Below are 13,183 nucleotides of genomic sequence, written 5' to 3'. Positions count from 1 at the left end.
TAGGAGGAGAAAAGATGCAACCTCTTGAAAATATTCGAGTACTGGACTTATCACGCGTTTATGCTGCCCCTGCAGGCTCCATGATGTTGGCAGATTTAGGAGCAGAAGTAATTCGCATTGAACATCCAAATGGCTCCGATAGTATGCGAGATTGGGGACCGTTTGTTCAAGAACAAAGTACGTACTATCTCTGTGCTAACCGAAATAAAAAATCGATCCTACTAGACTTAAAAACAACAGAGGGTAGAGAAAGATTTAAAGATCTTGTCAAAGATGCAGATATCGTACTTGAAAATTTTAAAACTGGGGATATGGCACGAATGGGTCTAAGCTATGAGGAGCTGAAAAAAGTTAACCCACGTCTTATTTATTGTGCAGTCACAGGGTTTGGGCAAACTGGTCCTCTTGCACATGAACCTGGCTTTGACCCAGTTATTCAGGCAATGAGTGGATTAATGCATGTCACCGGCTCCCCTGAGGGTGAAGGAACAAAGGTGGGTGTACCTATTGCAGATATTTTAACGTCTAATTATGTTGTGATTAGTATTTTAGCTGCCTTACGACAACGAGACCTAACTGATCAAGGTCAATTTATTGACTTAGCTTTACTAGATGTCCAAATGAGTAGCTTAGCAAATGTGGCAAGTGCTTATTTAAATACAGGCTTTTCCTCACAGCGTCTTGGGAATCGCCATAATAATGTTGCCCCATATCAAGTATTTCAATGTGCAGATGGTCCCTTAATGATTTGTGTTGGGACAGATGGACAATTTCAAAAGTTTTGCACGATGCTGAAACATGAGGAATGGGCAAAGGATCCGCGCTTTTTATCAAATACTCTTCGTAAGCAGCATGAGGCTGAGCTTGTACAAATGATAGCTAATGTCACAATTACGAAAACTCGGGATGAGTGGATCACATTATTGCAGCGGTATAAAATTCCTGGTGGTCGTGTGAATACGATTGCTGAGGCATTCGCACAACCTCAGTTGATCGCACGTGATATGATTGGTGAACTAGAACACGAACAATATGGGACCATCAAGTTTATAAAAAGCCCATTGAAATTTTCCAATTTAAATATTCAATACAAATTAGCACCACCGTTACTTGGAGAACACACAAACGAATTCCAAAAATCCTCTCTCCTCTAATCAATTTACGCTATAATAGAAGTAATTTTTATCTTATTAAGATAAAAGCTTCAGCAAAAGGGGCAGATTTTCTGATATCCTGTAAATATGATTTTAGTAGGTGTTGAGATGGATCAAGAGATTTTCGAAAAAAACTATACAATGTCATCGCTGCACAAAGCTATTAAAGTATTAAAAGCTTTCACAAAAGATGAACCTAGCCTTTCTCTTACCGAGTTAAGTAAAAAAACAGGGATAAGCATCTCTAGTTTACAGCGCTTCGTTTCTACCTTTGTGTATGAAGGTTTTCTACATAAAGATGAACGTACAAAGCGCTATCAATTGGGGCATTCACTTTTATACTTAGGAAATTTAGTTAAAGAAGAATCAAGTCTAATTATTGTTGCAGAGCCCATTTTAAAAAAATTAAATGAAGAAATTGGCGAGAGTGTTTCCATGAATATAATTGATGGATTGGAAAGACGCTGTATATTAAACTATGATTCAACCTACCCGCTTTCAACAAAGATGTTCGTTGGGGACACTTCTCCCCTTTATGCGGGAGCTTCTTCTAAAGCATTGCTCGCTTTTATGTCAAATGCGGAGGACTATATCGGGAGTATTGAGCTTGAACTAATTTCCGATGAAACCATTCTTTCGAAAGAGCAGCTTTGGGAGGAATTACTGCAAATTCGTAAACAACGATTTGCAAAAAGCAGGAGTGAACGTGTACGAGGTGCATGTTCGCTGTCCGCTCCGATTTTAAATGCTTCCGAGCAAATTATTGCCTCTGTGTCATTGGTCATACCTGAAGTGCGATACAATGACTATGATGAAGATTACCTAATCCACACTATTCAAAGCGTTGGTTTAGAAATTGAAAAACAATTATTTTAAAAAAATCCCGAATGGGCTCATTCGGGATTTTTTTATTTATTTACACGGATTATTTTAAGGAAATCATTCCAATGATTCAATCTTGGCAAATCTACTTGCTGATTATAGGATTGATTTTTTAAGATTACTTTTGTTGCTACATTGCCAAGTGTTTCTAACACTGCTGGTTTATCATCCACATAGACATCTAAGGCAAGCTTCTGAATAATCTCTACTTTTTCTGTATCCTGCATACCACAGAAAAAGTGATTATCTTTGATTGGGAAGCCCTGTGCTACCATCCATGCTCTTGTGCGTGCACAGTACTGCTTTGGACGAGATGTAATGTAATAAATTTCATGTCCCTGCTGTGCTAACAATTGAAGTGTCTCAAGGGCTCCCTCAAAGGAAGGACAGTCTGTAAAATAGATTTCCTCCATGGAGTGATTCCACATTGTCGACCCCTCTGTTTCTGTTAACCCAAACGGTTCATGAATCTCCACCCTTTGCAATGCTTGAAAAACTTCTTGCGGAATATTTTTACCTAATTTTTGATTATAGAGTGAAAAGGCGTGAGCACGTAAATTAATGAGTGTGTCATCAATATCAAAGCCAAATTTCATGTTTATTTTCTTCCTTTCAGGACGCCTTGTTGATAAAGTTTGCCGCGAATGTCTGCTCTTTCTCTAGTTGTTTTGCCAAAACTTCCTCAATAGCTAGCGTGCGCAGTCCCTGGAATTTTTTCACATCGAATTGAGTAAGTGATTCTTTCTTTAACAGCGACGCTAAACAATCTGCATCCTTTAACGCACTGTTAAGACCAAATGCCCCTGTTGGTGTCATCGTGTGAACAGCATCCCCTAGCAAAGCAATACCTTTTGTTCCCCAGCTTTCACAAAGGCTACTGAAAACATCAAGCAAGACAAAGTCATGCCAAGAGGTGATCTGTGTTCTTACTGAGTCTGCTAATTCCGGAAATGCCTCTGGAAGCTGATGGATAAACGGAGTAAAGTCCTGTTTTTTTAATTGTGCAAAACTTCCCTGCTCAATATTCCACCCTATCTGAATAAAGCCACCAACCTGTGTAAACAGTGATAGCTGCTTATCTCCAATTAAGGCCATTTTTATAGACGGCTCCCAGCCATGTGGGGCCAGAATTTTTGCCCAAAGTAAATCAAAGCCATGCTTACGCTTTTGAATATCAATTTGTGCATGCTTACGAATAGTAGAATAACGACCGTCAGCCCCAATAATCAATTGACTACCAATTTCAATAGTCTCCCCATCTTTTCTTGCTACGACGCCTATATACCTACCTGAAGAATCCTTTAGAAGCTGCGTTACTTTAGTATGTAGGGAGCATGAAAAATGAGGAAATTGCCGTGCCTTTTGTAAAATTCCCTGTAATAAATTTGCTTGAGGTACATGAATCCCTAAATGTCCAACAGCTTCATCAGGAAAGATTGTTTTAAAAGCTTTCCCTTCTGCATAATATTCAAGCTTCTCCATACGTAATATGCCGAGTGCTTCGACTGCTTCAAAAAGCTGATGACTTTTCAAAACAGCCTCCCCCTCCTCATTTAAATGCTCGCCACGAAATGCCTGACCAAGTGCTGCATTTTGCTCTAATAATATGACAGAGAGACCTTTCTTGGCTAATAAATAGGACAGTAATGCACCACCTGGCCCTGCGCCTACGATACAAACATCGGCTTGATAATTCACTTGCCCTCACCCTTTTTCGGATAAGCAATAATACGTAAATCCTGCCCAATCTTATCAAAGGATGCAACTTCAACATCCCATGATGCATCCATAATTGAAGGATTTGGACCAGCAAATGGTGTTAAGGATAATTTTCCTCCAAGAACTTTTGGTGCTATATAAATGACATATTTATCAATGGCACCCTGCTGTAAAAAGGAGGCATTTACAGTGCTGCCACCCTCCACTAAAATATCAGTAATACCATATTGATAGAGCTTTTCAAGCATATCATCAATCATAAGGCCCTGTTGATTACGGCGCACTTTCATAACAGTTATACCTTGTTCTTGTAAGGCTGTTATTCTCTCTAAACTTGCATCCTCATCACAAACAATAATCGTGTCAGCTTCTTTCACATCTAGGACATGAGCATGTGCTGGAATGCGGAGTGTGCTATCCATAATGATACGTACCGGATTTTTCCCGTATCCCTCTTGTAACCTTGTTGTCAAAGAAGGATTGTCAGCTATCACCGTGCCAACACCAACTAAAATCCCATCAACTTGATGTCGAATATGATGAACATCCTGACGAGCCGCCTCACCTGTTACCCACTTAGAATGTCCTGTATGAGTCGCGATTTTTCCATCTAATGTCATCGCGTACTTTGAAATGATAAATGGTCGTTTTGTTAACATATTATGAATAAAACGTTCATTTAAGCGTTGAGCCTGTTCCTCTAATACGCCCACAGCTACCTCAATCCCTGCATTACGTAGCAGCTGAATTCCACGTCCAGCAACAGCTGGATTGGGATCTTGCATGGCAACAACAACGCGCTTAACTTCAGACTCCTTCACTAAATTCGCGCAAGGAGGTGTTTTTCCATAATGTGAACATGGCTCAAGTGTTACATAAAGTGTGGCACCTTTCGCATGTTCTCCAGCCATACGAAAAGCATGAACCTCCGCATGTGGTTCACCCGCTTTTCTGTGTAAGCCTGTGCCTACTATTATGCCGTCTTTTACGATTACTGCCCCAACAAGTGGATTAGGATTCGTATTGCCTCTTGCATTAGCGGCTAAATCCAGTGCTAATTGCATATATTTCTCATCTGTCGTCATCGCAGCCAACCTCACTTCTCTTCTCGTATATGTCCAGATTTTTCAACTTTTGTATTTAAATAAAAACTGTTTGTTTCTGTCAGACCTCCCCATAATGGGACATGTCCTTCTGCTGCTAAGCCATGAGCCTGTAATGCTGCAAGCTTTTTCGGATTATTCGTAATAAGCGTAACTGGCTTTGAACGTAGGGCACCTAATACTGTAATTGCTTCTTCATAGGAACGAGTATCGTCTGAGAAGCCTAGTGCATGATTAGCCTCAACTGTATCCAATCCCTCTTCTTGTAATAAATAGGCAAGAGATTTGGAGAATAAACCAATGCCACGCCCCTCATGATCCGCTAAATAAAAAATAGCTCCACAGCCATGCTCCACAATCATTTTCATCGATTCATGTAATTGATAGCCACAGTCACAGCGCTGACTGCCAAAGATGTCACCTGTATGACATATACTATGCATCCGGATTAAAGCATCGTCTGTATGGGTAAAATCACCATAAACAAGAACCGATGATTGTTGTGAGAAAGCTAAATTAGCAGAAGCTAAACCGTCAATGATTTCTTCTTTCGATAAACTTGTATCCAATTTTAGCCAGTTATACCATTGGAAAATGGCTGAAAAATCACCTTGTTTCACCGGTAACTTGACTGGTCCAACTAAGCAAATATTTTCTGTTTTAGAGTGTTGTACAATGATCATTTTATCTTTCACTATATCCATAACTTTTGTTGTAATTGTCATTTTTTCTCCAACCTTCTATTGTTAACAGCTAGTTCATTTCACTAACTGAGCACGTGTATTTTCACATTACTTACATAACGTAACTTAGTTTATAATAATAACTAAAAACTGTCAAATAACTGATCCTATTCTATAGCTAAATATATATAGGAACGAAAACTGCTATAAGACATTTTAATGATATACTAATAGCTTATGGAGATGCTATTTTTTCTGTGCAGGCTAGTCTATAATAAGCTGAGGTAATTGTAATGGAAAGGAAGTTTAGAATGAACTTAGAAAAGAATGTTCAGGTGAAGCAGCCAAAATATCAGCAAATTGCGGTCGATCTTGCTTCAAAAATTGTAGAAAGAAAATATAGTATTGGCGATAAAATTTATGCTAGATCCTCACTTGCAAGTCAATACAATGTATCTGCAGAAACAGCCAGAAGAGCTATCGCAGTTTTACAAGACTTAGAAATTGTAGAGGCTTCTAAAGGCAGTGGTGTCATTATTAAATCATACGAAAAGGCAGCACATTTTGTCCGACAATTTCAGGATGTACAATCTGTCCATGAGCTACAAAGTGAGCTGATGATTAGTATTCAAAAGCAGCATCAAGAATTATTGAACCTACAGGATAAAACGAAACAGCTGATTAGTCGAACAGAACATTTCCGATCCGTCAATCCGTTTATCCCCTATCAATTAGAAATGACTGCCGAAAGTCCTTGTATCCATCAAACAGTACAAGCTTTGAATTTTTGGCAAAATACATCTAGTACGATTGTTGGTATCCGTCGAGGAAATGAATTATTACTATCACCTGGACCATATGTTTCGTTTGAGGAAGGTGATATTATTTACTTTATTGGCAATGATGAAAGTTTCGCTCGTGTTCAGAGCTTTTTATATCCAAATTAAAATCCGCCTAAGCGCTGATATCACAGCGTTCAAGCGGATTTTTTCTTGTTTGTCGATTTGACAAAAGTAACAACTCTTTGTTAGTCTTAAGTTGTTACTTGTTTATTTTTGGGTATCATTATCCTCAAATAGTATTTATCTTCATGCAGCAAATGTTTGTAGCGAAAGTAAAATATCGGCTATAGAATACTCCCACCTCTAAAGGTGATGAGATGCAGATATGAAGATATAGTCTCTGGCAAATGTCACGGAATTTGAGAAAAAAGAATGATGCAGACACTATTCAAAACCGGACAAAATATTTATTTATGTAACAGCACATTTACGCCAAGGCTAAATTATTCATCGAAAGGAGTGGTTCTATGGAAAAAATAAAAGTGGAGCATGTTTCAAAAGTTTTTGGGAAGCATATTCCTCAAGTATTAGAACTCGTCAAACAACAAAAAAGCAAGACTGATATCTTAAAAGAAACAGGTGCAACTGTTGGTGTCTATGATGCAAGCTTTACAGTAAATGAAGGTGAAATTTTCGTCATCATGGGATTATCAGGAAGTGGGAAATCAACACTTATTCGGCTTTTAAACCGACTGATCGAACCAACCAGTGGAAACATTTATATCGATGGAGAAAATATTTCGTCAATGGGTAAAGAAAATTTACGAAATGTCAGAAGGAACAAAATGAGTATGGTTTTTCAAAACTTCGGTTTATTCCCCCATCGTACACTTCTTCAAAATACCGAATATGGCCTTGAAATCAGAGGCATCTCAAAAGAAGAACGTCAAGCAAAAGCGGAACAGGCACTCGCAAATGCTGGCTTACTCGCGTATAAAGACCAATATCCGAATCAATTATCAGGTGGTATGCAACAACGTGTTGGTTTAGCACGCGCACTTGCCAATGATCCTGAAATCTTACTAATGGATGAAGCCTTTTCAGCACTTGATCCATTAATTCGGAAAGAAATGCAAGATGAATTACTCGATTTACAACGAACATTGAAGAAAACCATTTTATTTATCACCCATGATTTAAATGAGGCATTGCGTATTGGAGATCGTATTGCCATTATGAAGGATGGCTCCATTATTCAAATTGGCACAGGGGAAGAAATTTTAACTAATCCAGCAAATGATTATGTCAAAACCTTCGTGGAAGATGTAGATCGTTCTAAAGTATTAACTGCTGAAAATGTTATGGTTCGGCCTGTATATGTCAATGTTGACTTAGATGGTCCTGCTGTAGCTCTTAAGAGAATGCGCCAAGAGGCTGTTAGTTTGCTAATGGCGGTTGACAAAAATCGTCATTTAAAAGGCTATATTACGGCTGATGACGCCCTAGCAGCTGCAAAAAAGCATGAACAAACCGTGCATGCCATTGTTCAATCAGAGGTATTAACCGTTCCACCAGATATGCTATTACAGGACATTTTGGGTTTGATTCATAATTCTCCTACTCCTATTGCAGTTGTAAAAGATGAGCGCTTACTTGGAGTCCTCATTCGTGGTGTTGTCATCGAAGCATTATCAACTAGCGATGAGGAGGCTGTTACACATGAATAATTTTTTAGACAATATTCCAACAATCCCACTTGCTCCATGGGTAGAATCAGCTATGGACTGGTTGACGAGTAATTTTTCAGTGTTATTTAACGCTATTCAAAAATCTGGAAAACTACTCATGAATCAGGTCACTGATTTATTAATAAACATTCCTGCCATTATTCTTATAGTACTTGTCGTCATCTTTGCCTTTTTTATCACGGGCAAGAAATTTGGACTTGCTGCTTTTTCATTCATAGGCCTGCTATTTATTTATAACCAAGGCTTATGGTCACATCTTATGGAAACAACTACACTTGTACTTTTCTCAAGTATTATTTCAATTATTATTGGTATTCCACTTGGCATCCTTATGTCCAAATCGAATGTAGCAGAAAATATTATTAAGCCCATACTTGATTTTATGCAAACAATGCCCGGCTTCGTATATTTAATTCCAGCAGTTGCCTTCTTTGGCATCGGAATTGTACCTGGTGTCTTTGCATCTGTTATTTTTGCATTACCTCCAACAGTACGTATGACAAATCTTGGTATTCGCCAGGTTCCAAAAGAGTTAGTGGAAGCTGCAGATTCCTACGGTAGTACAGCTAGCCAAAAATTATTTAAAGTGGAGATTCCACTCGCAAAATCAACAATCATGGCAGGTATTAACCAAACCGTTATGCTTTCACTATCAATGGTGGTCGTTGCCTCAATGATTGGCGCACCTGGACTTGGTCGTGAAGTATTGACTGCACTACAACGTACACAAGTTGGTAATGGATTTGTAGCAGGTTTGAGTCTAGTAATCTTCGCGATTATTATTGACCGTTTAACACAAAGCTTTAATAAAAAGAAGGCAGCCTAGAAAAACCATAGCAACAATGATGCGTTTTTTAATTTTATAAATAAGAAAGGAAGATTCGATGAAATTGAAAACTTTATCTAAATTAGGAATGGCTTTAGGTCTTGGCTTTATGCTTGCCGCATGTAGTGGCGATGATTCTAACAAGAGCAGTGGAGACTCAAAGGATGTCAACCTTGCCTATGTGGAATGGGATACAGAAATTGCTTCCACAAATGTCGTAGGTCAGGTGCTTGAGGACTTAGGATACAATGTAACATTAACACCACTTGATAATGCTATTATGTGGGAGGCTGTTTCAAAAGGTGAGGCAGATGGAATGGTTGCTGCTTGGCTACCTCATACACATGCCTCTCAATACGAAAAATATAAGGCTGATTTAGATGAGTTAGGTGAAAACCTGGCTGGTGCAAAAATTGGTTTAGTAGTACCAAGTTATATGAATATAAATTCAATCGAGGATTTAGCAAATGAAGCTGACCACACTATAACAGGTATAGAGCCTGGCGCTGGGATCACGGCTGCTACAGAAAAGGCGTTAGAAGAATACGATAACTTATCAGATTGGAATCTAGTAACCTCTTCATCTGGCGCCATGACAACTTCCCTGGCAAAGGCCATTAAAAATAAAGACGAAATTATCGTGACAGGCTGGTCTCCTCACTGGAAATTCGCAAAATATGATCTAAAATATTTAGAGGATCCAAAGGGTGTTTTCGGTGGGGAAGAAACAATTAATACCTTCGTTCGCAAAGGCTTAAAAGAGGATCAACCAGATGTCTATTCTGTCCTAGATAATTTCCATTGGACATCAGAAGATTTAGAAAGTGTAATGCTTGAAGTTATGGATGGCAAAGATCCAAAAGACGCTGCTAAAGACTGGATAGAGAAAAACGCTGATAAAGTAGCTGAATGGACAAAGGATGTAAAAAAATAATATTTTCAAAAAGCACTTCCGTTTAAAGTGGAAGTGCTTTTATTTATGATAATAATTTTAAAAAAATTGCTGCTCCTAGAACCAACGCAATACAGAAAATACGTCTCCAATCCTTTGATTCATTAAAGAATAGCATACCTAGCAATGCTCCTCCCGCCGCTCCGATTCCTGTCCAAATAGCGTAGGCTGTGCCCATCGGTAAAGTTTCCATAGCATATGCAAGACCCGCAAAACTTAGGGTAAATGCAAAAATCAGCAGTGCTAAATTTTTAATGCTCTTAGTATCGTTATATTTGCTAATCATATAAACACCCATCATCTCACAGAGCCCTGCAATCACCAATGCCATCCATGCCATTATTCACTCACCTCTTTATCTTTTGGCTCTCCAGTCACAAGCTTTAAGCCCACCACCCCTGAAAGTAATACGACAATACATACAATTTTAGCTATTTTCCACGGCTCTCCAAATAGCAAGCTATCCGCACACACTGTTCCCGCCGTACCTAAGCCTACAAATACGGCATAAACCGTTCCGACAGGTAAACTTTCCCCAGCTTTAATTAATAAATAAAAGCTCACAAAAATAGCAATGGCTGTACCTATCCATTCAATACTATTTCCCGCATGCTTTAGGCCTATGACCCAACCGACCTCAAAAAAAGCAGCAATGATAACACTTGCCCATTGTTTATTCATAATGAATTCCTCCATATTATTGCTAGACACGGACCAAAGGCTAGCCCAAAGGTTTTAGCTTTATTTTTGTTAAAAGAAATTTACATAAAGGTGTTTTTTTCTCTGGGTGGAGCGTTTTTATTTAGGAGCCGAGCGCTTTTCTTCTCGAGCCGAGCGCTTTTCTCCTCAAGCCGAGCGCTTTTCTCCTCGAGCCGAGCGTTTTTCTTCTCGAGCCGAGCGCTTTTCTTCTCGAGCCGAGCGCTTTTCTTCTCGAGCCGAGCGCTTTTCTCGGTCACCCGAGCGCCTTTCCCCACTACCTGAGCCTTTTTCTCCATGAGCCGAGCATCCTTCTCATACTTAAGTAGATTCGCTCAATTTAGCACACATCCAAATTCCCAGCATTACTAGCATAACCTTATTTTAAGCCAAACAAAAAAAGCCTGAGGAACACTGTCGTAAACAGTATCTCCCAGGCTTTTATCCTTCCGTGTCACAAAACAATTTGTGGTTTTCTCTCGGACCAGACTAGCTAAGCTACGGAACCCTAGAAAACTATCATATATTATTATGCCACTAGTATATCAAACTATTTAGTTACTTTCCACTGAAACATAGCCAACTTTTTCGACTAGTGCTTGTCCCTCCTCTGAAACAATCCAGTCGATAAATTTCTTTACATTCGAATTATCTGTTCCTGCTGTAACCGCATAAAATTCAGATACAAGGGGATATGTACCGTTACGAATATTTTCCCTTGTAGGCGCAATTCCATCAATGGACAATAATTTAATATCCTTGTTATTGACCATTTCCGTGGAATAAAATCGAAACGTGTAGCCAATAGCATTTTTATAATTACGATATTGAGATACCTCATGGATAATGCCCCCCATGCCTGTTGCAACATTTTCAGCAGGTGCTTCCATAATTGGTGTATCCCCCATAAGTTTTTCTAATGCTGTTTGACTTCCGCTATCAGCTGGACGTTGAAAGGCACGAATCGCATCATTTTTACCACCAACTTCCTGCCAATTCGTAATTTTTCCAGCATATATTTGCTGAACTTGCCCCAGTGTTAAGTTTTCAACAGTGTTCTTATGATTAACAAAAAAGACAAACGCCTCTCGTCCAATGGGAATCATATGAAAAGTAAGACCTTGCATCTCAGCCTGTCTTTTTTGGGATTCTGACGGTGCTGCTACAAAAATTAGATCCACATCTCCTGAGATTAAATTTTGATACGCTTCAGGTGTACGGCTTACCATTACTCTACTATCGTAATAAGGATAATCACCCTTTGGATATGTAGCTTCTACAAAGGCAGCATAGAGTGGATACATTGCCGTTGCCCCATCTAAGCGTGGCAAAGGTTCAACGAGCTGTAATGAAGCTTTTGTGTCTAGCTTCATAACCTGATTAGATTCCGTAAATGGTTGATAGGCTGATACATCGATTTCAGCATCAACTGTTGGGATACCCATTTTATAGTAATGTTGAAGAGGCTCAACTAAGGCAAGGCATAGTAAAATTCCCATTACTCCAGCTAGCCAAATCTTACGCTTCTTTGTTGACAACCAATTAAAAATTATACAAATAAAAAGAACAAATAAACTTAGTGGAACGACAACTAGTAACCCTCTAAAATGTATTCCGCCCATTAACAATACATATAGTCCAACTATCCCCGTAAAAAATAATAATCCTAATAACACAAAAAACGTTTGCAGTAATTTCAAAAGCATTTTCCCACCTCCAAAAGTGTAATTTTACACTATATATATTTATAATAGGTTATTTGCGATAGATAGACAACTATTTATTCTGAAAATTATGTTAAAATAAAACTTAAATACATCAAGGAGGTAAGTACATATGGCTATTGAAAAGGTAAAAAAGCATTTAGCACAATGGAATGTGGAACACAAAATACTGGAGCTAGAAGAAAGCTCTGCTACTGTGGAATTGGCGGCACAGGCACTTGGTTGTGAGCCTGAACGTATTGCCAAGTCTTTATCGTTTCTAGTGAACGATGGAGCGGTATTAATCGTTGCCGCTGGGGATGCAAAAATTGACAACGCTAAATTCAAAACTATCTTTGGAACAAAGGCAAAAATGCTAGCAAAAGATGAGGTTCTTGAAAAAATTGGACATGAAGTAGGAGGTGTTTGTCCTTTTGGTGTGAATGATGGTGTCGCTGTTTATTTAGATGAATCTCTTAAACGTTTTACAACAGTATTCCCTGCATGTGGTAGTAGTAATTCTGCCATTGAGCTTACGATTTCTGAATTAGAAGCCTACACTCCTTATCAAGAATGGATAGATGTTTGCAAAGGCTGGAATGAATAATATAATTTTACTAATCGGTGAAACATTAAGGTCGTTTCATCGTTTTTTTTTGCAACCAAATATTATTTCAATATAATACAAAACATTTATAATCTCCTTCTCATCTAATGCCTCTTAAAAAAAGCATAGTTATAATCCAAAATAAAAGAAAAAATTCCTTTTGAAAAGCCCTTTTTTTCTGAAAAAAATATTTTTTCCTTTTGCATATCTAAAAAAAGTCAGTACGCACAACATCTCACTACCCATAAAATAATTTTTCACAAAAAATCTAATAGTTTTACTTTTTAAAAAAAGTGTTATAATCGCCAAGAATTTAAAATTTTTCAAC

General features: G+C 38.4%; 15 protein-coding genes and 1 riboswitch. Of the genes, 7 read left to right on the top strand and 8 right to left on the bottom strand.

Going from position 1 to position 13,183, the window contains the following annotated elements; genetic code table 11:
• Positions 1–14: 14 nt before the first annotated feature.
• Both QNH24_RS06955 and QNH24_RS06950 read left to right on the top strand, forming a co-directional pair.
• Positions 15–1,154 (top strand): CaiB/BaiF CoA transferase family protein, encoded by a 1,140-nt coding sequence (locus QNH24_RS06955; protein WP_283871352.1) that lies wholly within the window; start codon positions 15–17, stop codon positions 1,152–1,154.
• Positions 1,155–1,262: 108 nt separating this feature from the next.
• Positions 1,263–2,030 carry an IclR family transcriptional regulator gene (locus QNH24_RS06950; RefSeq protein ID WP_283871351.1) on the top strand — a complete coding sequence of 256 codons (768 nt, stop codon included), beginning with the start codon at positions 1,263–1,265 and terminating at the stop codon, positions 2,028–2,030.
• A 32-nt stretch (positions 2,031–2,062) separates the two neighbouring features.
• Here the strand turns inward: QNH24_RS06950 and QNH24_RS06945 are convergent, their stop codons facing one another.
• Genes QNH24_RS06945 through QNH24_RS06930 form a run of 4 tightly spaced genes read right to left on the bottom strand, consistent with a single transcriptional unit; the run spans position 2,063 to position 5,583 of the window.
• Positions 2,063–2,632, bottom strand: coding sequence for a 5' nucleotidase, NT5C type (locus tag QNH24_RS06945; protein ID WP_283871350.1), 570 nt, complete (start codon positions 2,630–2,632; stop codon positions 2,063–2,065).
• A 16-nt stretch (positions 2,633–2,648) separates the two neighbouring features.
• The gene (locus QNH24_RS06940) at positions 2,649–3,734 is read right to left on the bottom strand and encodes an FAD-dependent monooxygenase (protein ID WP_283871349.1); all 1,086 of its coding nucleotides are present in this window, start codon (positions 3,732–3,734) and stop codon (positions 2,649–2,651) included.
• Positions 3,731–4,840 (bottom strand): bifunctional diaminohydroxyphosphoribosylaminopyrimidine deaminase/5-amino-6-(5-phosphoribosylamino)uracil reductase RibD, encoded by a 1,110-nt coding sequence (gene ribD, locus QNH24_RS06935; RefSeq protein ID WP_283871348.1) that lies wholly within the window; start codon positions 4,838–4,840, stop codon positions 3,731–3,733. Before ribD ends, QNH24_RS06940 begins: the two co-directional genes overlap by 4 nt.
• A gap of 11 nt (positions 4,841–4,851) precedes the next feature.
• The gene (locus tag QNH24_RS06930) at positions 4,852–5,583 is read right to left on the bottom strand and encodes a GTP cyclohydrolase II (RefSeq protein ID WP_283871347.1); all 732 of its coding nucleotides are present in this window, start codon (positions 5,581–5,583) and stop codon (positions 4,852–4,854) included.
• Between the two features lie 269 nt (positions 5,584–5,852).
• Between QNH24_RS06930 and QNH24_RS06925 the strand changes: the two genes are divergently transcribed.
• From QNH24_RS06925 to QNH24_RS06910, 4 genes are all read left to right on the top strand, one after another.
• Positions 5,853–6,488: a GntR family transcriptional regulator gene (locus QNH24_RS06925; protein ID WP_054772273.1), complete on the top strand. Its 636-nt coding sequence runs from the start codon at positions 5,853–5,855 to the stop codon at positions 6,486–6,488.
• A 362-nt stretch (positions 6,489–6,850) separates the two neighbouring features.
• Positions 6,851–8,050, top strand: coding sequence for a quaternary amine ABC transporter ATP-binding protein (locus tag QNH24_RS06920; protein WP_283871346.1), 1,200 nt, complete (start codon positions 6,851–6,853; stop codon positions 8,048–8,050).
• Entirely contained in the window at positions 8,043–8,897 is an 855-nt protein-coding gene (locus tag QNH24_RS06915; RefSeq protein WP_283871345.1) for an ABC transporter permease, read from the top strand. Before QNH24_RS06920 ends, QNH24_RS06915 begins: the two co-directional genes overlap by 8 nt.
• Positions 8,898–8,955: 58 nt before the next feature.
• The gene (locus QNH24_RS06910; protein ID WP_283871344.1) at positions 8,956–9,831 is read left to right on the top strand and encodes a glycine betaine ABC transporter substrate-binding protein; all 876 of its coding nucleotides are present in this window, start codon (positions 8,956–8,958) and stop codon (positions 9,829–9,831) included.
• Between the two features lie 43 nt (positions 9,832–9,874).
• On the opposite strand, the gene QNH24_RS06905 is transcribed toward QNH24_RS06910, so the two are convergent.
• The 4 genes from QNH24_RS06905 to QNH24_RS06890 all read right to left on the bottom strand — a co-directional run bounded on the left by QNH24_RS06905 (position 9,875) and on the right by QNH24_RS06890 (position 12,251).
• Positions 9,875–10,189, bottom strand: coding sequence for a DMT family transporter (locus QNH24_RS06905; RefSeq protein ID WP_283871343.1), 315 nt, complete (start codon positions 10,187–10,189; stop codon positions 9,875–9,877).
• Positions 10,189–10,530 (bottom strand): DMT family transporter, encoded by a 342-nt coding sequence (locus tag QNH24_RS06900; protein ID WP_283871342.1) that lies wholly within the window; start codon positions 10,528–10,530, stop codon positions 10,189–10,191. The genes QNH24_RS06905 and QNH24_RS06900 overlap by 1 nt, the downstream gene beginning before the upstream one ends.
• Before the next feature lie 80 nt (positions 10,531–10,610).
• Positions 10,611–10,844: a hypothetical protein gene (locus tag QNH24_RS06895; RefSeq protein ID WP_283871341.1), complete on the bottom strand. Its 234-nt coding sequence runs from the start codon at positions 10,842–10,844 to the stop codon at positions 10,611–10,613.
• A gap of 129 nt (positions 10,845–10,973) precedes the next feature.
• Positions 10,974–11,068, bottom strand: a riboswitch (guanidine-I (ykkC/yxkD leader).
• A 31-nt stretch (positions 11,069–11,099) separates the two neighbouring features.
• Positions 11,100–12,251: a PstS family phosphate ABC transporter substrate-binding protein gene (locus tag QNH24_RS06890; RefSeq protein WP_283871340.1), complete on the bottom strand. Its 1,152-nt coding sequence runs from the start codon at positions 12,249–12,251 to the stop codon at positions 11,100–11,102.
• A 130-nt stretch (positions 12,252–12,381) separates the two neighbouring features.
• Here QNH24_RS06890 and QNH24_RS06885 point away from each other — a divergent pair, with 130 nt between their 5' ends.
• Positions 12,382–12,855 (top strand): YbaK/EbsC family protein, encoded by a 474-nt coding sequence (locus QNH24_RS06885; protein WP_283871339.1) that lies wholly within the window; start codon positions 12,382–12,384, stop codon positions 12,853–12,855.
• Positions 12,856–13,183: the final 328 nt, after the last annotated feature.

The sequence above is a fragment of the Lysinibacillus pakistanensis genome, from assembly GCF_030123245.1.
Classification (GTDB): domain Bacteria; phylum Bacillota; class Bacilli; order Bacillales_A; family Planococcaceae; genus Lysinibacillus; species Lysinibacillus pakistanensis.
The sequence above is the reverse complement of the archived record's forward strand: the minus strand, read 5'-3'. Positions and strand labels throughout refer to the sequence as shown.

Bases quoted from the DNA above. Each gene is read 5' to 3' on its own strand.
- QNH24_RS06955 (WP_283871352.1), top strand. From the start codon at position 15: ATGCAACCTCTTGAAAATATTCGAGTACTGGACTTATCACGCGTTTAT.
- QNH24_RS06950 (WP_283871351.1), top strand. From the start codon at position 1,263: ATGGATCAAGAGATTTTCGAAAAAAACTATACAATGTCATCGCTGCAC.
- QNH24_RS06945 (WP_283871350.1), bottom strand. From the start codon at position 2,632: ATGAAATTTGGCTTTGATATTGATGACACACTCATTAATTTACGTGCT.
- ribD (WP_283871348.1), bottom strand. From the start codon at position 4,840: ATGACGACAGATGAGAAATATATGCAATTAGCACTGGATTTAGCCGCT.
- QNH24_RS06930 (WP_283871347.1), bottom strand. From the start codon at position 5,583: ATGACAATTACAACAAAAGTTATGGATATAGTGAAAGATAAAATGATC.
- QNH24_RS06925 (WP_054772273.1), top strand. From the start codon at position 5,853: ATGAACTTAGAAAAGAATGTTCAGGTGAAGCAGCCAAAATATCAGCAA.
- QNH24_RS06920 (WP_283871346.1), top strand. From the start codon at position 6,851: ATGGAAAAAATAAAAGTGGAGCATGTTTCAAAAGTTTTTGGGAAGCAT.
- QNH24_RS06915 (WP_283871345.1), top strand. From the start codon at position 8,043: ATGAATAATTTTTTAGACAATATTCCAACAATCCCACTTGCTCCATGG.
- QNH24_RS06910 (WP_283871344.1), top strand. From the start codon at position 8,956: ATGAAATTGAAAACTTTATCTAAATTAGGAATGGCTTTAGGTCTTGGC.
- QNH24_RS06905 (WP_283871343.1), bottom strand. From the start codon at position 10,189: ATGGCATGGATGGCATTGGTGATTGCAGGGCTCTGTGAGATGATGGGT.
- QNH24_RS06900 (WP_283871342.1), bottom strand. From the start codon at position 10,530: ATGAATAAACAATGGGCAAGTGTTATCATTGCTGCTTTTTTTGAGGTC.
- QNH24_RS06895 (WP_283871341.1), bottom strand. From the start codon at position 10,844: ATGGAGAAAAAGGCTCAGGTAGTGGGGAAAGGCGCTCGGGTGACCGAG.
- QNH24_RS06890 (WP_283871340.1), bottom strand. From the start codon at position 12,251: ATGCTTTTGAAATTACTGCAAACGTTTTTTGTGTTATTAGGATTATTA.
- QNH24_RS06885 (WP_283871339.1), top strand. From the start codon at position 12,382: ATGGCTATTGAAAAGGTAAAAAAGCATTTAGCACAATGGAATGTGGAA.